The sequence below is a fragment of the Mycetocola sp. Y444 genome, from assembly GCF_059445295.1.
The window spans coordinates 59,093-82,378 of record NZ_JCAIUB010000002.1; the positions used below are offsets into that span (position 1 = coordinate 59,093).

General features: G+C 63.3%; 24 protein-coding genes. 20 read left to right on the plus strand and 4 right to left on the minus strand.

The features are described 5' to 3' along the window. The 5 genes from AC1C2M_RS07045 to AC1C2M_RS07065 all read left to right on the plus strand — a co-directional run bounded on the left by AC1C2M_RS07045 (position 1) and on the right by AC1C2M_RS07065 (position 6,011). A complete protein-coding gene (locus tag AC1C2M_RS07045) occupies positions 1-981 on the plus strand; it encodes a carbohydrate ABC transporter permease (protein ID WP_483405032.1) in 981 nt (326 codons plus the stop codon). Between the two features lie 43 nt (positions 982-1,024). After that, positions 1,025-2,638: an ABC transporter substrate-binding protein gene (locus AC1C2M_RS07050; RefSeq protein WP_483405033.1), complete on the plus strand. Its 1,614-nt coding sequence runs from the start codon at positions 1,025-1,027 to the stop codon at positions 2,636-2,638. A 90-nt stretch (positions 2,639-2,728) separates the two neighbouring features. Continuing rightward, positions 2,729-4,132: a glycoside hydrolase family 32 protein gene (locus tag AC1C2M_RS07055; RefSeq protein WP_483405034.1), complete on the plus strand. Its 1,404-nt coding sequence runs from the start codon at positions 2,729-2,731 to the stop codon at positions 4,130-4,132. A gap of 28 nt (positions 4,133-4,160) precedes the next feature. Continuing rightward, on the plus strand, positions 4,161-5,081 hold the full coding sequence (locus AC1C2M_RS07060) for a carbohydrate kinase family protein (protein ID WP_483405035.1): 921 nt from the start codon (positions 4,161-4,163) through the stop codon (positions 5,079-5,081). A gap of 261 nt (positions 5,082-5,342) precedes the next feature. Then, positions 5,343-6,011: a DUF4166 domain-containing protein gene (locus AC1C2M_RS07065; RefSeq protein ID WP_483405036.1), complete on the plus strand. Its 669-nt coding sequence runs from the start codon at positions 5,343-5,345 to the stop codon at positions 6,009-6,011. A 146-nt stretch (positions 6,012-6,157) separates the two neighbouring features. Here AC1C2M_RS07065 and AC1C2M_RS07070 read toward each other — a convergent pair whose 3' ends face one another. Next, entirely contained in the window at positions 6,158-6,433 is a 276-nt protein-coding gene (locus AC1C2M_RS07070; protein WP_483405037.1) for a hypothetical protein, read from the minus strand. An 85-nt stretch (positions 6,434-6,518) separates the two neighbouring features. On the opposite strand from AC1C2M_RS07070, the gene AC1C2M_RS07075 reads away from it, so the two are divergent. From AC1C2M_RS07075 to AC1C2M_RS07110, 8 genes are all read left to right on the plus strand, one after another. Next, complete coding sequence (locus tag AC1C2M_RS07075) at positions 6,519-7,148, plus strand: MerR family transcriptional regulator (protein WP_495435748.1); 630 nt, start codon at positions 6,519-6,521, stop codon at positions 7,146-7,148. 243 nt (positions 7,149-7,391) lie between these two features. Further along, positions 7,392-8,180, plus strand: a complete 789-nt coding sequence (gene pcaH / locus AC1C2M_RS07080; RefSeq protein WP_495432424.1) for a protocatechuate 3,4-dioxygenase subunit beta — start codon at positions 7,392-7,394, stop codon at positions 8,178-8,180. Then, positions 8,173-8,748: a protocatechuate 3,4-dioxygenase subunit alpha gene (pcaG, locus tag AC1C2M_RS07085; protein ID WP_495432425.1), complete on the plus strand. Its 576-nt coding sequence runs from the start codon at positions 8,173-8,175 to the stop codon at positions 8,746-8,748. Before pcaH ends, pcaG begins: the two co-directional genes overlap by 8 nt. Continuing rightward, entirely contained in the window at positions 8,741-9,940 is a 1,200-nt protein-coding gene (locus AC1C2M_RS07090) for a lyase family protein (protein WP_495435749.1), read from the plus strand. The genes pcaG and AC1C2M_RS07090 overlap by 8 nt, the downstream gene beginning before the upstream one ends. Continuing rightward, positions 9,937-11,136 carry a bifunctional 3-oxoadipate enol-lactonase/4-carboxymuconolactone decarboxylase PcaDC gene (gene pcaDC / locus AC1C2M_RS07095; protein WP_495435750.1) on the plus strand — a complete coding sequence of 400 codons (1,200 nt, stop codon included), beginning with the start codon at positions 9,937-9,939 and terminating at the stop codon, positions 11,134-11,136. The genes AC1C2M_RS07090 and pcaDC overlap by 4 nt, the downstream gene beginning before the upstream one ends. A 200-nt stretch (positions 11,137-11,336) precedes the next feature. Beyond that, on the plus strand, positions 11,337-11,912 hold the full coding sequence (locus AC1C2M_RS07100; RefSeq protein ID WP_495435751.1) for a TRAP transporter small permease: 576 nt from the start codon (positions 11,337-11,339) through the stop codon (positions 11,910-11,912). 3 nt (positions 11,913-11,915) lie between these two features. Continuing rightward, positions 11,916-13,196 (plus strand): TRAP transporter large permease, encoded by a 1,281-nt coding sequence (locus AC1C2M_RS07105; protein WP_483405044.1) that lies wholly within the window; start codon positions 11,916-11,918, stop codon positions 13,194-13,196. A gap of 94 nt (positions 13,197-13,290) precedes the next feature. Beyond that, on the plus strand, positions 13,291-13,740 hold the full coding sequence (locus AC1C2M_RS07110) for a type II 3-dehydroquinate dehydratase (RefSeq protein ID WP_495435752.1): 450 nt from the start codon (positions 13,291-13,293) through the stop codon (positions 13,738-13,740). A gap of 47 nt (positions 13,741-13,787) precedes the next feature. Here the strand turns inward: AC1C2M_RS07110 and AC1C2M_RS07115 are convergent, their stop codons facing one another. Continuing rightward, on the minus strand, positions 13,788-14,849 hold the full coding sequence (locus AC1C2M_RS07115; protein ID WP_495435753.1) for a Gfo/Idh/MocA family protein: 1,062 nt from the start codon (positions 14,847-14,849) through the stop codon (positions 13,788-13,790). 330 nt (positions 14,850-15,179) lie between these two features. On the opposite strand from AC1C2M_RS07115, the gene dctP reads away from it, so the two are divergent. Then, positions 15,180-16,238, plus strand: a complete 1,059-nt coding sequence (gene dctP, locus AC1C2M_RS07120) for a TRAP transporter substrate-binding protein DctP (protein ID WP_483405047.1) — start codon at positions 15,180-15,182, stop codon at positions 16,236-16,238. Positions 16,239-16,321: 83 nt separating this feature from the next. Here the strand turns inward: dctP and AC1C2M_RS07125 are convergent, their stop codons facing one another. Next, positions 16,322-17,080, minus strand: coding sequence for an IclR family transcriptional regulator (locus AC1C2M_RS07125; protein WP_495435754.1), 759 nt, complete (start codon positions 17,078-17,080; stop codon positions 16,322-16,324). A gap of 6 nt (positions 17,081-17,086) precedes the next feature. Beyond that, the gene (locus tag AC1C2M_RS07130; RefSeq protein ID WP_483405049.1) at positions 17,087-17,845 is read right to left on the minus strand and encodes an IclR family transcriptional regulator; all 759 of its coding nucleotides are present in this window, start codon (positions 17,843-17,845) and stop codon (positions 17,087-17,089) included. 132 nt (positions 17,846-17,977) lie between these two features. Between AC1C2M_RS07130 and AC1C2M_RS07135 the strand changes: the two genes are divergently transcribed. The 6 genes from AC1C2M_RS07135 (at position 17,978) to AC1C2M_RS07160 (ending at position 23,283) form a co-directional block, all read left to right on the plus strand. After that, complete coding sequence (locus AC1C2M_RS07135; protein WP_495435755.1) at positions 17,978-19,822, plus strand: bifunctional sugar phosphate isomerase/epimerase/4-hydroxyphenylpyruvate dioxygenase family protein; 1,845 nt, start codon at positions 17,978-17,980, stop codon at positions 19,820-19,822. Then, entirely contained in the window at positions 19,819-20,118 is a 300-nt protein-coding gene (locus AC1C2M_RS07140) for a Dabb family protein (RefSeq protein ID WP_495435756.1), read from the plus strand. Before AC1C2M_RS07135 ends, AC1C2M_RS07140 begins: the two co-directional genes overlap by 4 nt. Continuing rightward, positions 20,118-21,038 carry a shikimate dehydrogenase gene (locus tag AC1C2M_RS07145; protein ID WP_495435757.1) on the plus strand — a complete coding sequence of 307 codons (921 nt, stop codon included), beginning with the start codon at positions 20,118-20,120 and terminating at the stop codon, positions 21,036-21,038. The genes AC1C2M_RS07140 and AC1C2M_RS07145 overlap by 1 nt, the downstream gene beginning before the upstream one ends. 12 nt (positions 21,039-21,050) lie before the next feature. Then, positions 21,051-21,710 (plus strand): TetR family transcriptional regulator, encoded by a 660-nt coding sequence (locus AC1C2M_RS07150; RefSeq protein WP_495435758.1) that lies wholly within the window; start codon positions 21,051-21,053, stop codon positions 21,708-21,710. A gap of 137 nt (positions 21,711-21,847) precedes the next feature. Then, a complete protein-coding gene (locus AC1C2M_RS07155) occupies positions 21,848-22,630 on the plus strand; it encodes a CoA transferase subunit A (protein ID WP_495435759.1) in 783 nt (260 codons plus the stop codon). After that, entirely contained in the window at positions 22,630-23,283 is a 654-nt protein-coding gene (locus AC1C2M_RS07160) for a CoA transferase subunit B (protein WP_483405055.1), read from the plus strand. Before AC1C2M_RS07155 ends, AC1C2M_RS07160 begins: the two co-directional genes overlap by 1 nt. Positions 23,284-23,286 lie beyond the last annotated feature (3 nt).

Here is a 23,286-nt window from a genome sequence, read left to right on the forward strand (position 1 = left end):
ATGACCCACACACTTCCCAGTGCACCTGAACGACTTGTGAAGTCGTCGCCCTCCGCTGACGGCCTGGAGTACCCGCGGCCGAAAAAACGGGGCAGCGTCGGCAATCGTTTTGCAGACCCGGTTTTCAACACGATCGCGATTGGCACTCTCGTTCTGGCCATGGTCGCCATCATCTACCCGATGTACTTCATCGTCATCGCCTCCGTTAGCGAGCCGACCGAGATCCTCAACGGAAACGTGTGGTTATGGCCACAAGGGTTCACGATCGAGGGCTATACGCGGATCTTCTCCGACCCAACCATTCTCCGCGGGTTCGGCAACTCCGTCCTGTATACCGTGCTGGGAACGATCATCAGCGTCACGACGATTCTCTGTGCCGCATATGCGTTGTCCCGGAAAGATCTCTACGGGCGCACGTTCTTCATGCTGCTGTTCATCATCACGATGTTCATCGACGGTGGTCTCATCGCCCGCTACCTGGTCGTTCGCGACCTCGGCATGCTGGACACCATCTGGGCTGTTGTGCTGCCGGGAGCGGTCGGAGTGTGGAACCTCATCATCGCCAGGGCCTTCTTCGAGAACAACGTTCCTGGGGAGCTCCGCGACGCCGCGCAGATGGACGGAGCCAACGACTTTCGATTCTTCTTCAGCATCGTGCTGCCGCTGTCCAAACCACTGATTTTCCTTATGATCATGATCCACCTCGTGGCCAACTGGAACGCGTTCTTCGACGCCTTGATCTTCCTCGACGACGACAGCAAATACCCCCTTCAGCTAGTGCTCCGCAACGTGCTCATACAGTCCGAAGTGACTTCCGCAGGAGGCACCGGGGCACTGGATTCCTACGCTGCCGCACAACGCCTGGGAGAACTGATCAAGTACGGAATGATCGTCATCTCCACGATCCCGCTGCTGATCGTCCTTCCTTTCATGCAGAAGCACTTCACCAAGGGCGCACTGCTTGGCGCCGTCAAGAGCTAACCACCTTCCTCCCTCCACCACACCTCGAACAAAAGGAAAGAACATGAGACATCGCCGTTTCTACACTGCTACCGCGATCGCTATCGCGGGCAGCGTCCTCCTCGCCGGCTGCGCAGGCGGAGGGGACGCCAAGAAAATCGAAGACAAGTCAGCTGACTTCGGCTTCAACGAAGAAGGTCTCCCGATTGTCGACAAAACTCTCGCTCTCACCTTCGGCGGCACCAAATCAGCTCTCGCTCCCGACTACTCCGAGATGGAACTCGTCAAACAGTGGGAGAAAGACACCAACATCGCAATCACGTGGAAGAACCTCCCCGAGCAGGTGTATGCCGAGAAGAAGAACCTCATGTTAGCCAGCGATGAGCTGCCCGATGTCCTCTACAACTCAGGGCTCACGGACGCAGAGATCGTTGAGAATGGCGACAACGGGACTCTGTTGCCGCTCGAGGACCTCATCAAGGAACATGCACCAACGCTTTCCGGGATACTCAAGGATCGGCCCGACATTCGAGCTGCCATCACAGCTTCCGACGGCCACATCTACACCCTCCCGTCGGTGGAAGAGCTTGGCGTTCTGCAGTACCCGAACTTCCTCTACATCAACAAGTCCTGGCTCGACGCGCTCGGATTACCCATGCCCTCCACCATTGAGGACTACCGGGTGGCCCTTGAAGCTTTCAAGACCCAGGACCCAAACGGTAACGGGAAAGCAGATGAGATCCCGCTGTCATTCCGAACAGATTCTTTCTGTGCAAACCCTAATGACCTGATCGCTGCCCTCGGCGGGCAGCCGGAGAACAACGACCACCGGATCGTCCGGGACGACAAAGTCGAATTCACCGCGAACACCGATGGTTACAAAGCCGGCGTCGAAGCGCTGGCCGACTGGTACGCCGACGGCCTGATCGACCCCGAGTCCTTCTCCCAGGACGATGTCGCATACCTGTCCAAAGGCAAGTCAGCGACCCCGGTGCTCGGTTCCTTCTTCTGGTGGGAGCTGAAAGAGATGGTCGGCGACGACCGGGTGGGCGACTACGAAATGGTCGGCATTCTCGAAGGCGTCAACGGCGAGAAGCTGGCAAGCGTTGCCAACAACCAAGAAATTGGCCGCGGCGCAATGGTGATCACCCGTGCGAACGAATACCCCGCGGCCACGATGCGTTGGGCTGACCGGCTGTTCGACCCGGTGATGTCTGCGCAGGCCAACTGGGGGCCGATCGGCGTCACTCTTGAAGAAGACGAGAACGGCGTCCTTCAGCAGATCCCCGCAGCAGCAGGAGAATCCGAAGGTGAACGCCGCCAAAAGGTCGCCCCCGGTGGACCTAAGGTCACAACCAAAGAGGACTTCGAAAGCGTCGTCGCGCCCGAGCCCCGCGCCAAGGAACGACAGGACCTCGTCGCAGAGTACTACTCGCCATACAAGGCGAACGATGCTTACCCGCCCGTGATGTTGTCGAACGACGAGCTGAAGCAGGTGTCCTTCGCTGCCACCGATATCAACACTTTCGTCAAAGAGAAGTTCGCATCCTGGATCGTCAACGGCACCGTCGATGACGAATGGAAGGGATACGTCTCCCAGCTCGAGTCCATGGGCGTCGACGACGTCATCGCGACCTATCAGAGCGCCTATGACCGTTTCCAGCAAGGCGGGAAGTAACCGTTCGCCGGTGCGGGAGACACTCTCCCGCACCGGCGTCACAACCGTTTCGCCCGAGTATTGACCCCACCGATCCATCAGGAGTTCTTTGTGACCGCCCCCCGCCCCGAAGTAGCGACAGTCGCCGACCAAACCAACGGCGCCCCGGCGCGCCCGGCCGCACATTTCACCGCTGCCACGTCGTGGCTCAATGATCCCAACGGACTCCTCTATTACGCCGGTATCTATCACCTGTTCTTCCAGACCAACCCACACGCGAATGTGTGGGGGAACCTGTCGTGGGGGCATGCAACGTCCACTGATCTCGTCACCTGGGTCGAGCAGGACATTGCGATTTCGTACACGGCAGACGAAATGGTGTTCTCCGGTAGCGCCGTGGCCGATGTTCACAACACTGCTGGTTTCGCGAAGGAGGGCGAGACCGCGCTCGTCGCGATCTACACCAGCGCTCGTCCACCCCGCGACGACCTTCCCGGAAACCAGGCCCAGTCACTCGCATACAGCGTTGACAGCGGAGCAACGTGGACCCGCTACTCCGGTAACCCGGTGTTGGACATCGGATCTGACGAGTTCCGCGACCCCAAGGTGTTTTGGCACGGCGGCATCTACGGACACTGGGTCATGGTCGCGGTAGAAGCAGTCGCCCGCCAGGTCGTTATCTATACCTCCGCCAACCTCCGAAACTGGACCCTGCGATCACGCTTCGGCCCCGCTCACGCCGTAGAGGGCGTCTGGGAGTGCCCGGACCTGTTCCCCCTCCGCGTGGACGGCACGGACGAGACCCGTTGGGTGCTCGTCGTCAGCCTTAACCCCGGCGGCATCGCCGGTGGGTCCGGTTCTCAGTACTTTGTCGGCGACTTCGATGGGACGACCTTCACCCCGGAACGGCTCTCCAATTCTGTCGATCTGGCCGACTACGACTGGCTGGACTACGGCCGTGACTACTACGCGCCGGTCTCATTCAACGACGCTCCGGACGGACGTCGCCTGATGATCGGTTGGGCCAGCAACTGGCAATACGCTGGTCAAACGCCAACGCACCCGTGGCGTTCCGCCATGTCCTTGGTGCGCGAAGTCACACTCGTCCGCGACCACAGCGGCCGGTACCGAGTCCGACAACAGCCCGTGCTACCCGCCGGCACTTCTGGCGTCACCGTCTTCGACCTGTCCGTCCCGTGCGGGGCGGATGACAGAACGGCCGTGGTTCTTACCGGGGAGACCGGCACCGATCGCGTCGTCATCACGATCGACGGAGATGACAAGAGCATCACATTCGACCGCACCCAGAGCGGAAACGTGACGTTCCACCCTGAGTTCCCATCTGTGGACTGGGCGCCGATCCCTGCTGGGTACATGAGCGAGATTGACCTACTCGTCATCGTTGATTCCTCGATCGTCGAGGTCTACGCCGCCGGAGGTCTCGTCGCTTTCACCGAGCAGGTCTACCCGTCAGCGCCGTTAACCGAGCTCCACGTTGAACAGCTCACGCCCTAGCGACAACGAGCAGAGCGTCGGAGGAAAAGTGGCCAACAGAAACTACTCATCAGCGGAACGCGAGGTGCTCGTGGTGGGGGAGACGATCATAGACATCGTCGAACGCGACGGAACTCGTACCGAGCACGTCGGCGGGTCACCGGCGAACGTCGCCCTCAGCCTTGGCCGACTCGGCCACGAGGTGCGACTCGTGACCTACATCGCCGACGACGAGCGCGGGCGGCAGGCCAGGGCACACCTCAGCGAGTCACACGTGGATGTGATTTCGAGTGACGCCAAGCGAACACCGACGGCGCTTGCGCGTATACAAGCAGACGGCTCCGCGCAGTACACATTCGACATCATCTGGGAACCGGTCGTGCCAGAACTCGGACAAGCGGGTCACGTCCACATCGGTTCCATCGCCGCATTTCTCCTCCCGGGCGCTGATCAAGTCCGTGAACTTCTGCGATCGCTTCCGGCCGGGGTCACAAGCAGTCTCGACCCGAACATACGACCCTCGATTATCGGAGCAAAAGATGACGCTCTCGAACGGTTTGAAACGCTGGCTTCCCTCGCCGATGTCGTAAAGATGAGTGACGAAGACGCACAATGGCTCTACTCCGACCTACCTCCGGAGAATGTGATCGAACGACTGCTCGATCTCGGCGTCCGACTGGCCGTCATCACGCAGGGAAGCGACGGAATGGTTCTCGCTTCACGACACGCGAGCGTCCTCGTCCCGGCGGCTCGGATCACCGTCGCTGACACCATCGGGTCAGGGGACTCCGCAATGGGGGCAATCATCGACGACGTTCGACGATACGGGCTCGAAGACCTCACACCGTCTGCGCTTGGCCGTCTAGGAGCTTGGGCCGCCACTGTAGCGGGCATCACAACGTCCCGGACGGGTTCGAATCCACCGTATCGGGCTGAGCTCACAAGCGTTCGGTATGGCGACGGGGCCTGAGACGAAAATTCTCTTGATGACGCGCCTCAGATCGGCTCGTAGGAAATTGGTTTGAGGAAACGATCAAGCCAAATACTCGGGCGAGGCCTGCGTGCGACGTTCGGCCCGAGACACGCTTCGGGTTGCGGCCGTGGCGCCCGATGGTGCTGCAAGCTGATGTGATGGTGAACACAACCTGAAGCCGACGGGATGTGTGGGAGCTCCGCGACGCGGAAGCGGAATGACTCAGGCTCCGGCCACCAGGGGCGCTCTGGAGAACCCGTGACATCGATCTTCGAACAGGCCCTCGGCCCCGACTTTCAGCGGCTGCACCCGATGCTGCAACGGCGGTTTGGGGTCGGACTTGATGCGGGCTACGGATGTGTCGGCCGCGGCACGATGGCCCACATCAAGCGAGGGCCGTGGTGGACAGTCCCGTTCCTTCGTTTGGGTAAGTTTCGCAACATTCTGATTCCCGACCTCGGGGCCAACGTGCCGTTCACCATCGAAAATTACCCCTACCGCGATCCGTATGGGCGCGAGACCGTCACCTTCGTGCGCGAGTACCGCGTGCGCCGCACACCCAGCAGATTCGACGCGACGATGATCCTGAGCGACGGGAAGGTGGTCGACTACCTGGGGACGCATCAACACCTCGCGGTTGACCTGGACCTGTCCGTCGGACCAGACGGATCCTTGCGTCTGCGTTCTGATGCCCAACGCTTTTACGAGGGACCTGTCGCGTTCCGATTTCCCATGCTGTTCAGTGGGAGAGCCGAATTGCATGAGTCATTCGATGATGAGGCGAACGTCTACCGGATCCGCCTCGAGGTGAGGAATCGTGTCTTTGGATTCCTCTTCGGCTACGACGGTGAGTTCACCTGCGACTATGTTCCAGCCTCTGACGCCCCCGATCGGTTGAAGCCGCGGCGTCACGAGCGTCGAGTCTAGGCAGGCGAAGGGGACAGGCGGCATCCGTGATGCAGCCCCGGGCGACGCCGATCACGGCCGTCTCTCCGGGGCTGTTTCGTTGGTATGCATGGGCCGTTGGTTCGGCCTCATGGAACAGGCCAGACAAGGGTCGTTCCCGCCTCTGGCTAGTGATGTGCACGCATCCGGGCAACCTCTGCCTGGACCCGTTCCTCCGAGACGCCACCGTGCCGTCCAAAGAGGGGAATGCCCCAGGCGAGCGCGGCGATCAGCATTCCGATGATGGGCCAGACGGGCCAGAAGTAGCCTTCGGGAGTCGTGAGGTACCAGATGATCACCTGGACGGCGGCGATGGCCGCCAGCGCTGCGAACACCCATTTGTATGTCGTCTTCGCGATCACGCGTTGACGGGCGGCCTGGTAGAGATCAGTGGAATTGGACATTGTGCGACTTCCTTCGTTTGGTGGAACTCGATTGGATACTTGACTATCTAATGATAAGATACTCCTAATATCCAATGGGGGCAAGATGCAAATTTCAGAACTCGTTCGCCGGGCCGATGTGCCGCTGGCGACGGTCAAGTTCTACATCCGGGAAGGCATGCTTCCGCCCGGACGTGCCACCAGCGCAACCCGCGCCGACTATGACGAAAAGCACCTCGACAGGTTGCGACTGATCCGGTCGCTCACGATCGTTGCTGGCCTTCCCCTGAACCGGGCGAAGAAGATTCTCGCTGTGATCGATCATCCTGAAGGAACCATCTACGACATGCTCGGGCGGGCGATAGAAGCTCTCGCGAGCAGCAATCCGCGCGACGAGTCAGCTGGGGACGAGACGGATCGCTACCCGCGCGCCGCTGCGGCGCTCGCTGCTCTGCCGCCGACCTACAACGCGTCGAACGAGCGTATGGCCGCGTTCGCTCAACTGGATGAGGCACTGCTCGCCGCAGAAGAGGCCGGGATTCCGGTTACTCCGGCCCGATTGCGGCTCTACGGCGACCACATCATGGCAATGGCGCGGGCGGAAATCGATGGGATGCCGACCGGCGACCCGGAGGCGGCTCTGCAGTATGCGGTGCTGGGGACGGCTCTGTACGAGCCCATTTTGGCGGCGATCCGTCGGCTCGCGCATCAAAATCTCACCGTTAACGCACGCTAGAGGTCACCCGTGACCGTGCTACCGCGTTCTGCGATTGCAATACGGTCTACAGCGAACCGATGGTGCGCGGGAGGTGGCCTGTCCCACTGAATGAAACGTCCGCCGCCCTGCCCTGCCCGACGGGGCAGGGTTATCAGCAACCTTCCATTCCGGGGGAGGTTCCACCATGCGCGAGGAGCGTCACTGGTCAGATTGGCGCTGCCGGGTTCCAACAGCCGTCCGCCTCCGACGAGAAAGGACGTCATGACGAATCAGACGCCAGAAACCCAGACGACGATTTCGGACGAGATCGCGGCGCTGCACGCTGAGCACGCTGCACGGGCTCATAGCGCCGGACGTCCGCTCGCGCCGCACCCGCCCCGCAACTTCGCACCGTATCGCAGCACCGTTCTTCGGCATCCGACCCACGAACTCGTGCGAGCGGACCCGGAGGAAATCGAACTGGTGTCACCCGCCTTCGGCCACACGGATGTGGCCGCGGAGGAGAACGACCTCACGATCCAGCACCCGGGCGAACCGCTCGGCGAACGCATCATTGTGACCGGCCGTGTGATGGACGGAGACGGTCGCCCGGTGCGGAACCAGCTCGTCGAGATCTGGCAGGCGAATGCGTCGGGGCGTTACGTGCACAAGCGCGACCAGCATCCGGCTCCCCTCGACCCGAACTTCACCGGGGTCGGGCGGCTGATCACGGGTGACAACGGCGAATACCGGCTCACGACCATCAAGCCGGGCGCCTACCCCTGGAAGAACCACCGCAATGCCTGGCGGCCGGCGCACATCCACTTCTCGTTCTTCGGTTCCGCGTTCACGCAGCGACTGATCACCCAGATGTACTTCCCCGGTGACCCGTTGTTCGGCCTGGACCCGATCTACCAGTCCATCGTCGATCCCGCCGCGAGGGACCGCCTCGTCGCGCGCTACGACCATGACGTCAGCGAACCGGAGTGGGCGATCGGCTACCGCTGGGACGTGGTCCTCACCGGGCCACGATCAACCTGGATGGAACCGGAGGATTCTGATCATGCCTGAAACAACACCAGGTCAGACGCCGTCACAGACGGTTGGCCCCTTCTTCGGCTACGCCCTGCCGTACCCCGGGGGTCCGCAGGTCGCAGCCCCGTGGCACGCCGACGGCATCCGCTTTCACGGAACCGTCTTCGACGGCGCCGGTGAACCCATTCCCGACGCCATCGTCGAAATCTGGCATGCGGATGCCTCGGGGCAGGTGATTTCCGAGCGAGGGAGTCTCGATCGGGACGGCTACACAGTGACGGGATTCGGCCGCGCCGCCGTCGACAGGGCGGGCAACTACAGCTTCTCGACAATCAAACCGGGTCCAACCCGGCCGGATGCCGCGCCCTATGTCCTCGTCACAGTCTTTGCCCGCGGGCTCACCCACCACTTGTTTACCCGCGCGTACTTCGGAGATGAGGCCGGACGCAACGACGCTGACCCGTTCCTGGGCCGCGTGGATCCGGCGCGTCGGGGCACGCTGATCGCGGCTCAGGATGCCGAGAGGAGCTACCGTTTCGATATACGACTGCAGGGCGACGGCGAAACCGTCTTCCTGAATTTCGATGCGGAGATTCATGGCTGAGCGTCCGAATGTGGCGGCGACCGACTGGGGGCTGCTTGAACCCCTCGCCGTAACCGCTGCGGTCACATCGGATGACGCCGTCCTCCAAGCGCTCGTCGACGTGGAGCGCGCACTGGTTCTGGCGCGTGGCCACGTTCTCGGTGAAGACCTCAGCGAGGTGTCCCAGGCGCTGCAGAGCGCGAAGCTCGATCGGGCCGAGCTGATTGCCGGGAGCCGCGCGGGCGGTGTTCCCGTCATCCCGCTTGTGGTCCAACTTCGCTCACTGGCCGAGTCAGCGGTCCCCGGCTCTGGCGTTCACGTCCATCAGGGCGCGACCAGCCAGGACATCCTCGATACCGCTCTGATGCTCGTCGCGCAGAGGGCTCTGGGCGATGCCCGCGAACGCCTGCGCACCGCGGGCGAGAGCCTCGTCGCTCTCGCTATCGGCGAGCGGTACACACTCTCGATCGGGCGAACGCTGGGGCAGCACGCCGCTCAGAGCACAGTGGGGGTGTCCGTCGCCGGCTGGCTCGACGGCGTCACCGCGGCGATGGGCGCTCTGACCTCGGCCGGTTTCCCGGTGCAGCTCGCTGGTGCCGTTGGCACTGGCGAGGACTTCGATCGCGAGGCAGGCGTGCCGCACACGGCAGACCGGTTGCGCTCGGCGCTGGCTGGCCAGATGGGGCTCGTCGACCCCGAGTGCTCCTGGCACACCGAGCGGAGCCACGTCCTCCGGGTTGCCTCGGCCGCAGCCCTTGTCACAGCAGCCCTCGGACGTATCGGCCGGGACGTGGCATTTCTCGCGCGCACCGAGATCGGCGAAGCATCGCTCGGCGCAACGGGCGGATCCTCGGCGATGCCGCACAAGCGCAACCCGGTTGATGCGGTGCTTCTCACGGCAAACGGGTTGCAGGCGCCGGGGCTGGTGGCGACGGTCTACTCGGCAGCGGTCTCGCAGGATGCCAGACCGGCCGGGGAGTGGCACGCCGAATGGTCGGCATTCCGTGGTCTCCTGAGGCTCGCCCTCGAGAATTCGGATGCCGCAGCGTCGATGTTCGCACGTCTCAGCTTTGATCGATCAGCGGTCGAGGCGAATCGCCTCCTCAGCCCCGGTCTCGAGCGGGATCCCGCAGCCACTCGCGTCGCATCCGATCGCATCATCGAGTCGGCCATCGGCCGCTTTCGAGCCGTAGAGCGCAAGGAGCAGCGATGACCGTCCCCCGCCTGATCGGCTCGATCACTCCGGCAGCACCCGATGCCACGGCGAGCGAACTCCTCGTGCTGCTGCCGTCGCTCGGCACGACCACCGCGGTGTGGGACGGCGTCGTCGGGGAACTCACGCGAGAGTTGCCTCAGGTCCGCATTCTCCGCGTCGACCTTCCCGGGCACGGCGCGAGTCCCCCGACGCGAGAGTCGTTCAGCATCGCTGACCTTGCGGAGGCGGTGCTCCGGATTGTCGACGAACTGGGCGGCGGTCGGTTCCATGTCGCCGGGCTCTCCCTCGGCGGCACGATCGCCCTTGAACTCGCCGCGACCCATCCGGAACGGCTGCTGAGTCTTGCGTTGTTCTGCAGCGGTTCCCGCATCGGCGATGCCGAGGGCTGGGCAGAACGTGCAGATCAGGTTCGACGTTCAGGAACGGCATCCCTCGTCACAGGCAGTGCCGCACGCTGGTACGCGCCGGGTTACCTCGAGAACAACCCGAACGGCCAGGGGGCCAGGGCGCTCGGCACTCTTATCGAGGTGGACGACGAGTCATACGCCCTGTGCACGGATGCCCTGGGGCGCTTCGATCGGACGCCCTCGCTCGCAGGCATCGAGGTGGACGCTCTGCTCGTGAGCGGAGAGCACGACCAGGTCACGACCACCGCCTCGATGAGAGCCATGGCCGATGTGATGCCCCGCGCACGTTTCGCGGAGCTGGCCGGCGCATCGCACCTCGCTCCGCTCGAAAAGCCCGCCGAGGCAGCGTCGCTGCTGGTGGGGCTCATGCGCGCTGCGGGCGACACTTTGCCGGCGACACCGTACGACACAGGAATGGCGGTGCGCCGCGCTGTCCTCGGTGATGCCCACGTGGATGCCGCGCTGAGGGCGATCACTCCGGAGACCGCCGCATTCCAGGACTTCATCACCCGCTACGCCTGGGGTGAGATCTGGGCTCGGACCCAACTGTCCCGCCGCGAGCGGAGCATCGCCACCCTGGCGTCCCTCGTCACCGGTGGGCACGAAGCCGAAATCCGGATGCATGTGCGTGCTGCTTTGCGCAACGGGCTCGGCCGCAGCGACATCGCCGAGGTGATCCTCCACACCGCCCTCTATGCGGGGCTGCCTTCGGCCAACGCAGCGCTCGCCATCATGCGCGCGGTGTTCGCCGAGTCGGATGATGACAGCGTCCACGCGTCGGACTAGCTTTCTCGGTTGTGTCCCATTCGGCGAGACAACTCTCCACCCACCTTCCGCTTGGATCCAAAGTCAGAGAGTGATCGCACGCGTGCGCTTCACGACCCCGAACTGTCAGAGAGGTTGACCATGCTCCGTGATCCCATGTCGAGCTGCTGCGAAGGCGTCGCGCCCTCGGGCTCGTCGGCCCTTGCCGGGGCGGAGGCGGTGTGACCCAGAACGAGCCGGAGGACCCGGACCGCTCTGCGGAACCCTCCTACGTGCCCGGGACTGACGAGGCACCGTCCGATCCCGCATTCATCCGGGTGCTGTCCACAGTGGAGATCGCGGTCAGCGTCACGCTGTTCGCCCTCGTCATCATCGGTGTGATGTACCAGGTGCTCGGCCGCTATATTCCCGCCCTGGGCTGGGTGGGTGCCGGCGAACTCGCCCTCATGTCGATGGTGGCACTGACCTTCATGACCACGGGATACCTGGTCGGTCGCAACGGCCACATCGTGATCGAGGTGTTCGATCAGGTGCTGGCCGGCCGAAAGCTCTTCGCTGTGCTGCGCATCATTTCCGCCGTGATCATGGTCATCACCTGCCTCGCGCTGGCATACGAAGCATTCGTGAAACTCGAGGTGGAGTGGCTGCGGACCAGTGCCGCGATGCACATTCCACTCGGGATGCTGTACGCCTTTGCTGTCTTCGGATTCGCGTCTGCAGCAATCCATTCCGCCTGGAAGATTCCTTACGCCAACCGCCCGGAACGCAAACTCGACATTTCAGAGATGGACGGCTGATCGATGGACCTCTGGCTTTACGTACTTCTGCTTGTCGTTTTACTGTTGCTGCGGGTACCTGTCGCCTTCGCCATGATCGCGCCAAGCCTCGCGTACTTCTACAGTCAGGGTCTCTCGCCCGGCTACGCGATCTCGTCGATTGTCAACGGAATCAACAGCTTTCCGCTGCTCGCCGTCCCCCTCTTTATCTTCGTCGGCACCGTTGCAAACCATCTCGGTATTGCGACGAGGCTCTATGACTTCGCCAAAGCGCTCCTCCCGCGGCTCCCCGGGAACCTGGCGTACGTGAACCTGGGCACTGCCATCGGCTTCTCCTGGATCAGTGGCTCGGCGCTCGCGGATGCCGCGTCCACCAGCAAGATTCAGATCCCGCAGATGCTCAAGGCTGGTTACCCCTACGGGTTCTCGGCCGGTCTGACCGCGTCCGGCTCGCTCATGAGTACCGTCATGCCGCCGAGCATCCCCGCGGTCCTCTTCGCCGCGACCGCCTCGATTTCTACTGGTGCCCTCTTCGCGGGCTCCATCCTGCCCGCTGGCCTGATGGCCGCTGGTCTCGCCGTGTACATCTTCATCTGGGTGAAGATGCACCCGGAAGTGGCGACCAGCCGGCCCTTCGATGGCGCTGCGCTCCGCAGGGCGGTAGTGCGGGTCATCGGCCCGATGCTGTTGCCGGTGATTATTCTGGGCGGCATCTTCAGCGGAATGTTCACCCCTACGGAGAGTGCGGGCATCGCTGCCGCGTACATGCTCGTGCTCGGCGTGTTCTACCGGACGCTGACGTTGCCCGTGTTCTGGCGAGCCGCCAAGGAAACCGTGGTCATCTCGGGAGGCATACTCCTGATCCTCGGAGCGTCGAACCTCATGGGCCAGGTGCTGGCGCGTGAACAGGTGTCACGCAACCTGGGTGAGTGGCTGACGGCGCTGACCGACAATCCCATAGTCTTCCTGTTGCTCTTGAACGGGCTCCTCATCCTTCTGGGAATCTTCCTCGAGGCGCCCCCGGTCATCCTCGTGCTCGTGCCGATCCTCATGCCCATCATCGGCGATTTCGGTATCGAACCCGTCCACCTCGGGGTCATCATGATCCTCAACCTGATGATCGGTTCACTGACACCGCCCGTTGGCGCCGTTCTCTTCGTCGTCGGCTCGATCACCCGAAGGCCGATGGGTGAGCTCTTCCGCGGCATCCTGCCCTTCCTCATCCCGCTGGGTGTCGTGCTGCTGTTGCTGACGGTGTTCCCGTGGATCGTGACGATAGTTCCGACCTGGCTCGGTTTGCTGTGATGCACGGGATGTTGGTGGGCGCGTCCATGGCACGCGCGATCGTCGGCCAGACGAACAGAACCGGGGCATCCGTGCTCCTGGAAAGGAACCCGCTGTGACCCGCAAGCTGTACGTCCTGAACGGCCCAAATCTCAACATGCTCGGTCGGAGGCAGCCGGAACTGTACGGCACCACCTCCCTGGATGATGTTCGGACAAACTGCGTCAGAGTCGCCGATGAGCTCGGATTCGAGCTGTTTTTCGAGCAGTCCAACGCCGAGTATCAGATCGTCGAGTGGCTTCACCAGGCGTATCGCGAGAAGGCGGCCGTCGTGATCAACCCGGCAGGGCTCAGCTTCGGTTCTGTGCCTGTGCTTGACGCTCTGCTGATCATGGATACCCCTGTCGTCGAAATCCACATCACCAACATTCATGGCCGCGACGAGGCCCATCGGCATTCGCTCACATCAACCGCGGCGCGCGCGGTGATCGCGGGCGCTGGCGTGTTCGGGTATGAACTCGCCATCCGTGCGGCAGACCGGCTGACAGCGGTCGACAGCGCCTGAGTCTGCACCGCGAGCGGCTGGCCTTACCACCCTGGCGATGGGCGGCGCTATGCGCCCTGGCGCGCCGCTCTGAACTGCGCCACGTCAACCGTCTCGTGACGCTCAGCTGCCAACGCCGACGCCTCGACCAGGGCGAGCGTTCGCGACGCATCCTCCGCAGAAACAAGCGGCTCAGTGCCCCTGATCACCTCGACAAAGTGCGCGAGCTGGGCGTGGAATGAAACGTGCGGGGCTGCGTGAAGGTACGTGCGGGAGAGGGGTGAATGCCAGTCGGCGGCGACACCGGCCGCATACGAGTACCTGGCGAGATTCGGTACGGACAGCGCACCGGTCGTGCCAACCAGCTGGTAGGCGACCCCATCGGGCAGGAAGGGGAATTCGGCGGTGTCCTCTGTTGATTGATCCCAACCCCACGGAGAGACGCCGGCATCAGAGGCGAGGAAACTGCCGAGGGCACCATTGGTGAACCGCAGGTTCACCACGACAGTGTCTTCGACCTCGTGACCGCGGATGTGCGAACTCGTGATCGCCTGGACAGCGCTCACTTCCCCGCACAGGTGCCGCAGCAGATCGAGGTCATGCACGAGATTGACGAGCATCACGCCCGCCCCACTCTCGCGGTGCCACGGCGCATCGATGAAGTAGCTCTCTTCCTTCCGCGCGGACCAGATGCCGTTAACGCCGACGAGCTGCCCGATTTCGCCATCGTCGAGCGCTGAGCGGGCGCGAGCGACCGCGGGATGGTGCCGCCGGTGGTGCCCAACGAGTAGCCGGCCGTCGAGGCGTTCAACAGCATCGACGAGCCGAAGGGACTCTGCATAGTTCACGGCGACGGGCTTCTCGAGCAGCACGGCAACACCCTCGGAGAGACATTGAATCGCTGTCTCGACGTGAAGCGTGTTCGGATTCGCGATGATGACGGCATCGAGCGACTCGGCTTTGAGCATGGCGCGCGCGTCCGCGTACATCGGGCACCCGAATGCCCCATCGGTCAGTAGCGGATCGGCGACAGCCGTCAATTCGGTGTTCGCTCGACGGCGAATGAACTCGACATGCTGGCGTCCCATGAACCCGGCACCAACAACGCCGATGCGAACTGGGTCAGACACCGCAGGCGGCACGAACACTCCTCTGTCATCGTCAATTCGGCCGGTCTCGCACAGCGTATGCCAGCATGAGTCGTCATGTGCGACATGTTCCACTCACCGGCGCTGCGTGGGCTTTCACCGCCGTCGGCGCCGTGTTCCATTCGCCGGGACGTCGCTTTACGTATGGACCCGGCTGGACGAAAGTCGGCATTGCCACAGGGCCGCTTCATTGGCTGCGTGGTCGACGATGTCCTCAGCGTGACGGGGCTTGTCGATCCAACGCCATTGCGTCCGACCCCGAACGGACCATTACCCAGAGCACGAAGACGTGCCGAAAAAGAGGAGAGTCACATGGGCACAGCAGCCCGATCGACGCGTCGAGGCCTGATGGCCGCGTCCGTGCTCGCAGTCACAACGCTCGCCGTCACCGGCTGTGCCGGCGGCGGCACCCCGGAAAGCACCACCGAAGCGACCGGTTCGGAGAACGAAGCGGTCACGATCACCGTTGCAACCAGCCAGAACGAGCAGACACCGAACTACTACTGCGGGGTCGAGCTGCTGAAGGAACGGCTCGAAGACGCGGATATCGGACTGACCGTTGAGCTGTACCCGGCGAGCCAGCTCGGGCCAGACGCCGACCGGTTCCCGCTCGTCCAGGCCGGCGACATCGACATCGACCTGCAGGGTGCCTCTGCACTCAGCTCTACTTTCGAGCCGATCGGTGTCGTCGATGCGGCGTACGCATTTGATGACGTCGACCACGCCTTCGACTGGACCGATAACGGGTCGGAGGACCTGTTCTCGTCGTTCCAGGAGGCAACAGGCGTCAGCATCGTTGACGGGTGGTACTTCGGTAACCGCACCTTCACCACGAAGGATATTGAGATCCGCAGCCCAGAGGACCTCGCCGGAGTTCCGATCCGTTTCCCGAACTCACCGGCCTTCCTCGCGAACGCCGAGGCTCTTGGAGTGGACAACCCCGTCTCGGTAGCTGTTGAAGAGGTTTACACGGCGCTCCAGCAGGGGATCGCCGTCGGCCAGGAGAACCCGATCGTCGCAACCCGCTCATCGAGCTACGACGAGGTGTTGAACGTTGCTGTTCTCAACAACCACAACATCGGCATCCACTGGATCCTCGTCAGCGACAAGACCTACGAGAAGATGAGTGAGGAGCAGGCCGCGCTGCTCGAGGAGACCATCCACGAGATCCGCCCCGAGAACCGCGACTGCGTTGACGAGGCGACCGAAGAGATCCTCGACGAGTGGCGGGCTGACGACAACTTCACGGTGATCGAGACTGAGGATATCGACATGGACGCATTCATCAGCGAATCCGAGTCCTACTTCGGGAACTACTTCTCCGGAGAGACCCTCGAAGCGTATGAGGCAATTCGGGAGATGGCCGACTAAGCCGGACTCCGGCGGCGGATGCTGGACCGCAAGCGAACTGGGTGGCTGCACATCGCAGCCACCCAGTTTTCGTTTGTCCGGTGTCAGCGGCCGGTTCCGAGGCGGCGGCTCACGTTCGCGGCTGTAGCGCGAACCGCGGGAACCAGCCGGTCGATGTCCAGTTCCTCGACTGACCCGGCGATGGAAACCGCGGCGACAGGAACGGAGCCGTAGCCGAGGACAGGACTCGCTACGCCGGCGCTGTCACTTGCGTACTCTTCGAGCTCAGTCGCTGTCCGGGTTTTCCGTGTCTCCGTCAGTTCCCGGAGAAATAGAGCCTGATCGCAGATTGTGCGAGGTGTGAACGGCTGGAGTCCATCGCGCATCACTTCCGCAACCACGGCCTGCGACGCGAAGGCGAGCATCGCTTTGCCCGCCGCCGTCGCGTGAGCCGGACGTCGCGCCCCGATCCGCTCCATCGGGTGGGCGCTGTGCGCCCCGCGGATCACCGCAACGAACACGACATCTGTTCTGTCCAGCACCGTCAGCTGGACGTTCCGCCCGGTGGCCAGCCTCAGGTCGTTCAATAGTGGAAGTGCGATTTCCCGGAGCTTCCGCGGTCTGCTGACCGTCTGCCCGAGCTCGAAGAGCCGGACACCCAGGAACAGTTTGCTTCCCTCTCGGTCGAGAAATCGCTGGCTGACCAGCTCGGCCACGATCCTCGACACCGTCGACTTCGGAAGGTTGGCGCGCCGGGCAAGCTCGGAAACACCCATGCCGTCACCGTGTTCCCCGAATGCGTCAAAGATTGCGGTGACGCGATCGAGGACGCTCACGGTCGAGGTCCAGTCGGCGTTTCGCATGGGATGTCAGGCCGCCGTGAGCCGACGGGTCAGTGCCACACCAGCGGCCCGTACCAGCGGCGCCACCTGCTCCGGATCCATTGCCCCGCTCGGTCCCGCGATCGAGATCGCGCCAAGGACAACCCGGTCAGCAGAGATTACGGGTGTCGCAACAGCGAGAATTCCCGGATACGCCACCCCTCTGTCCGTAGCTACGACGGTCGCGCGCACCTGACTCAGTTCCTCTCTGAACTGATCGGCGGCGCCGTCGATGAGCGGGGCTGTTGCCCGGTCCACAACAGCGCTGTCCGCACAAAACGCCAGATAGGCCTTCCCGCTGGCTGTTTTGACAGCTGGCGATCGCATCCCAGCCCTCGTCGGCAACATGGGGAGCCGCCCGGCCACCGCAGCCAGTGAGATCATGTCGGTGCCCTGATATACCCAGAGGCCGACGCGTTCACCGGTGAGCTCAACAAGCTCCCGAATCACGGGTGCGGCGGCTGCGAGCAGCCGGCGGGGGAGACCGGCGCGTGCGCCAAGCTCAAAGAGCCGGAGGCCCAGCGTTACCCCCTCCTCGGTGCGCTCGAGATAACGTTGCTCCACCAGTTCCGCGACCAGACGGGACACCGTGGATTTCGGCATGCCGGTCAGCTCGGCCAATCCGGTGATGGACGGGCTGGAATCAGCTTCCTTGACGGCGTTGAGAATCGCGACGATGCGTTCGAGCACCGGCGCTGACGTACTGCCGGACCCCGCTGGGGTGTTCCACTCGGCGAAACTCATCATTGAACGTCTCCTTAGAGCGGGTTAGATCATCCTTGACCGCCTGCTGCGGTCGAACGTACTAGTTAGTACCTTTTTCCGCAAGCAATTCTGAGAGTCGCTCGGGCCACGCTCCCGGTGCCCGCTGGAGGCAACATGCGAACATCGATCGCCACCGTCTGCCTCAGTGGCACGCTCGACCAGAAGCTCGCTGCCGCCAGCGAAGCCGGGTTCGACGGCGTGGAGATATTCGAGCCTGATCTCATCGCGTCGCCCGACTCTCCCGAGGCCATCAGGGCGCGAGCCGCCGAGCTCGGGCTGTCGCTCGACCTCTATCAGCCGTTTCGGGATTTTGAAGGGGTGGGACCTGACCTGCTCGAGCACAACCTGCGACGAGCCGGGGCGAAGTTCACGCTCATGAATCGTCTCGGCATCGAGACGATGCTGTTGTGCAGCAATGTCGGGACAGCGCGAAGCGGTGATGAGCAGCTCGCGGCCACGCAGCTGCGCGTGCTTGGGGAGCTCGCGGAACGCTTTGGTGTGCGCGTTGCGTATGAGGCGCTGGCCTGGGGGCGGTTCGTCGACGATTATGAGCAGGCCGCCCGGATCGTGCGCCTCGCGGATCACCCGCGGGTCGGGGTGTGCCTCGACAGTTTCCACATCCTGTCGCGAGGGCACGACCCGCAGGCTATTGAGACGATTCCTGCCGACAAGATCTTCTTCGTCCAGTTGGCCGACGCACCGATCCTGTCCATGGACGTGCTTTCGTGGAGCCGACACCACAGGCTCTTCCCCGGTGAGGGCGGGTTCGACCTCGCCGCATTCATGGGGCACCTGGCGAGGACGGGCTACGACGGGCCGATCTCGCTCGAGATTTTCAACGACACGTTCCGCCAGTCGGACGCCGCGTCGACAGCCGTCGATGCCCGACGCTCGTTGCGATTGCTCGAGGACGAAACCCGGGCCTGGCTTGGGCGGTCATCACGCGGACGCACCGAGCAAATGACGGCAAGGCCTCTCCCGGTCGTCGAGCCCCCAGCCGATATCAACTATGTGGAGTTGCGCACCGATGCGATGGACGAGATGCGCACACTTCTCGCGCAGCTCGGTTTCGCTGCGCACGGCCGTCACCGTACGAAAAACGTCGAGCTTTGGTCGCAGGGCGCCGCGCGAATGGTGCTCGGCAGGCCCGAATCGCAACCGCCGCCACCGACCGTCGCGGGAATTGGATTATCCGTCAGTGATCCGGATGCTGCGCTCCGGCGGGCAACTGATTTGTTCGCACCCGAGATCCACCGATGGGAGGGGCCGGGTGACGAGTCGCTCGTCGGGGTGAGGGCGCCGGATGGATCGGAGGTCTTTTTCGGCCTGGAGGGCAGCTCGGAACCGAAGTGGGTTCGGGAGTTCCCTGTCCCCAACCGGCCGGGGGCTGAGCTCATCGAGCGGGTTGACCACATCAATCTCGCTCAACCGTGGCAGCACTTCGATGCCGGGGTACTTTTCTTCCACTCGGTGCTTGACCTGCGTTCGCAGCCGTCGATGGAAGTGGCCGCACCGGTGGGCCTCGTGCGCAGCCAGGTGCTTCGCGCGGCGGACGGTGTCGTGCGCATCGCGCTCAACCTGGTGCCGTCCGGCGCGCACGACGATGCGATCCTTCCGCAGCACATTGCCTTCGCTTCCACCGATGTTCTCGCTCTGGCGCGCCAGGCGCGAGAACGAGGGTTCCACCCTCTCGACATCCCGGCCAATTACTACGACGACATCGAGGCTCGGTACGACATGGACGCATCGCTGCTCACAGAGCTCAAAGAACTCAACGTCATGTACGACCGTGACGAGGCCGGGGAGTTCCTCCACTTCTATACCCAGGCGATCGGGACTGTCTTTCTCGAGGTGGTCGAGCGTCGCGAGGGTTACGAGGGGTACGGAGCGCTCAACGCGCCCGTCCGTCTCGCCGCCCAGTATCAGCAGCGCCGTGAAGCGGAAGGTGTTCCGGCGTGATCCGCCACGTCGCCGTTTTCCGGTTCGTGCCGGAGTTCACCGCAGACGAACGGGAACACTGGATGGCTCTGCTGCGCGCTCTGCCCGCGCAGATCCCCTCGCTGCGAAGCATGAGCGTCGGTGTTGACCTGCTCGGCGGTGCGTCATCCCACGACCTTGCGATCGTCGCGGATTTCGATGACCTCGAGGGACTTGACTCGTACACTCGTCATCCGGCGCACGCTGAAGTTCTCAGGATCTCCGCCGGCGTCAAGGCTTCGCTCGCCACAGTCGACTTTGAAATCCCGGAAAGCTGATGGACACCCGGCGGCCCGCCAGGCCCGGGCAGGCCAGTGGCGGCTACCTCGTTGGATTGATCGGTGCTGGAATTTCGGCGTCGTTTACCCCCCGGCTGCACGAGGTCGAGGCGGCGGCACTCGGTCTCGACTACGAATACCGCATTCTTGACCTCATCGCGCTTGGTAAGCAGGCGGAGGACGTTGGGCCGATGCTCGCCGATGCTCGCAGCCGCAATTTCTCGGCAATGAATATCACCTACCCCTGCAAGCAGCTGGTGCTCGATGTCGTCGACGAGCTGGACCCGAGGGCAGAACAGCTGGGCGCGGTCAATCTCGTCGTTTTCGAGGACGAGAAACTGGTCGGCTACAACACCGACTGGATCGGTTACCGCGACGGCCTGGTCGCTGGGCTGCCTGGCGCGTCACTCGAGCGTGTTGTGCAGATCGGCTGTGGCGGTGCAGGGGCGGCGACCGCCTATGCGCTCCTCTCCAGCGGTGTCACACGGCTCGACCTGTTCGACGTCGACGAGGCCCGCGCGACGGACGTCGCAGAGCGCATGCGCTCCCACTTCCCGTCCCAGATCATCGAAACTGTCCCGCACCACGATCTCGAGGTGATGATCACCAGAGCCGACGGAGTGGTCCACGCGACCCCGATGGGGATGCTCCATCATCCGGGTGTGGCGTTCGACGTCGATCTCCTCCGCGACGGCGCATGGGTTTCAGACGTTGTCTACCGCCCCCTGGAGACGGATCTCATCCGCCGGGCGGTCGAGCGGGGTCATCCGGTGCTCGATGGAGGCCGAATGGCCGTCGGACAGGCCTACGCTAGCCTTCAGATCATCACGGGCCACGAGCCCAACCGGGAAAGGATGGAGGAGCACTTCCGCTCCCTCATTCGACAAGAAGCACCCTCGGGTCCGCCCGCCGGAGGGTGAAGAAGGCAGAACATGGCTGAGGAGTTGCGCGAGGGTCAGGACGGCGGGTCGACGCTGCGCGCTGAGCGGACGAAGGAAGACATTCTCCACGTCGCGACGGCAGAGTTCGCGGCGAACGGGTACGCCGGGGCGCGAGTCGACGAGATCGCCGCGCGGACCCGAACGACCAAGCGAATGATCTACTACTACTTCGCCTCCAAGGAAGGACTGTATCTTCGGGTGCTGGAGCGCGTGTACGCCCAGATTCGCCAGGTGGAGCGCGGGGTGCAAATCGAGGAACTCACGCCGGGAGAGGCGTTGCGCAAACTGGCTGAAGCGACGTTCGACCACCACACGACGCACGAAGAGTTCATCCAGCTCGTCAGCATCGAGAACATCCACCGCGCTGAGCATCTCCTGCAGTCGCCGACGATTCTCCGGGAGAACGCCACAGCTATTACCGTGCTCGAGAGCGTCATCCGGCGTGGGGTCAGCGAAGGCGTCTTCCGTGACGACGTCGACGCGCTCGACGTGCACATGATCATCAGTGCATACGCGTGCTTCCACGTCGCCAACCGGCACACCTTCGCGGCGATCTTCGACCGCGACATGCTCGACCCGGGCCTTCGAACGCCCCATCGGCGCCTCATCGGCGACATGGTCGTGTCGACCATGACGTCGGAGCAGGTCTGACCGCCGCTGTTCCACTGAATGGAATGCGAGGTACGGCGAGGAGGACGACGGTAGAGGATGGGCTTCAACCCTCCGACCAGAGAGACGCACCATGCCCAAATCCCCGAGCGCTCGCCCCGGCTGTGGGGAACATCCCCGTGGATAAAACTGTCGAAACCGTGAGCCTGGCCGTCGCGGATATCCCGACAGGCTCATCGCTGGCGGTGGGCGGATTCGGGTTGTCTGGTGTTCCCATCTCGCTGATCCGTGCCTTGCTCGCCCAGGGGTCGAGCGAACTCGAGGTGGTGTCGAACAACTGCGGGGTCGACGGGTGGGGGCTTGGTGAACTGCTGGCCGCTGGTCGCATCCGTCGCGTCATTGCCAGCTACATCGGGGAGAACAGGGAATTCGCTCGCCAGTACCTGTCGGGTGAACTCGATGTCGAACTCACCCCACAGGGAACTCTCGCCGAACGACTCCGCGCGGGTGGCGTTGGCATTCCCGCCTTCTACACCGCTACCGGGGCAGGGACCGCCGTTTCCGATGGCGGGATGCCGATCAGGTATGCCGCTGACGGCACAGTGGCGGTAATGAGCGATCCGAAGGAAACCCGCACGCTCGACGCGTTCGGGACCACCAGGGAATACGTTCTCGAGACCGCGATACGCACCGACTTCGGTCTGGTTCGCGCCGCGGTCGGCGACCGCCACGGAAACCTGCGCTTCGAAAAGGCGGCGCGAAACTTCAATCCGCTTGCGGGCATGGCTGGACGTGTCACCATCGCCGAGGTCGATGAACTGGTCGAGCCGGGAGAACTTGGCCCTGACGACATCCATCTTCCCGGCATCTACGTCGACCGGATCGTGCAGCTCACTCCCACCCAGGCATCTGACCTGCCGATTGAGAAAGTCACCGTGCGGAGCAGGGAAAGGTCGAGCTGATGCCGCGCACACGCGACGAAATGGCGGCAAGGGCCGCCGAAGAGCTGATCGACGGCAGCTACGTGAATCTCGGTATCGGACTGCCAACGCTCATCCCCAACCACTTGCCCGATGGCATCCATGTCGTCCTGCACTCCGAAAACGGGATACTCGGCGTCGGCCCGTATCCGTGGGAGGGCGAGGAAGACCCGAAGCTCATCAATGCGGGCAAGGAGACGGTGACGGTCCTTCCCGGTGCCAGCTACTTCGACTCGGCCGCCAGTTTCGGCATGATCCGCGGCGGACGGGTCACGACCGCGGTACTCGGAGCGATGCAGGTATCCGCCGGCGGCGACATCGCGAACTGGGCAGTCCCGGGCAAGATGGTCAAGGGAATGGGCGGGGCGATGGACCTCGTCAACGGCGCCGAGCGGGTCATCGTGGTAATGGATCACGTCGCGAAGGACGGGTCGCCGAAGATCGTACCGGAGTGCACGCTTCCACTCACGGGCCGGGCATGCATCGACCGCATCATCACCGATCTCGCGGTTATCGACGTCACAGCGGACGGACTGGTTCTCCGTGAACTCGCACCGGGGGTGACCGTCGGGCAGGTGACCGAAGCGACGGCAGCACCGCTGACGATTGACCCGGAAGTGAAGGAAGCATCGTGAGTG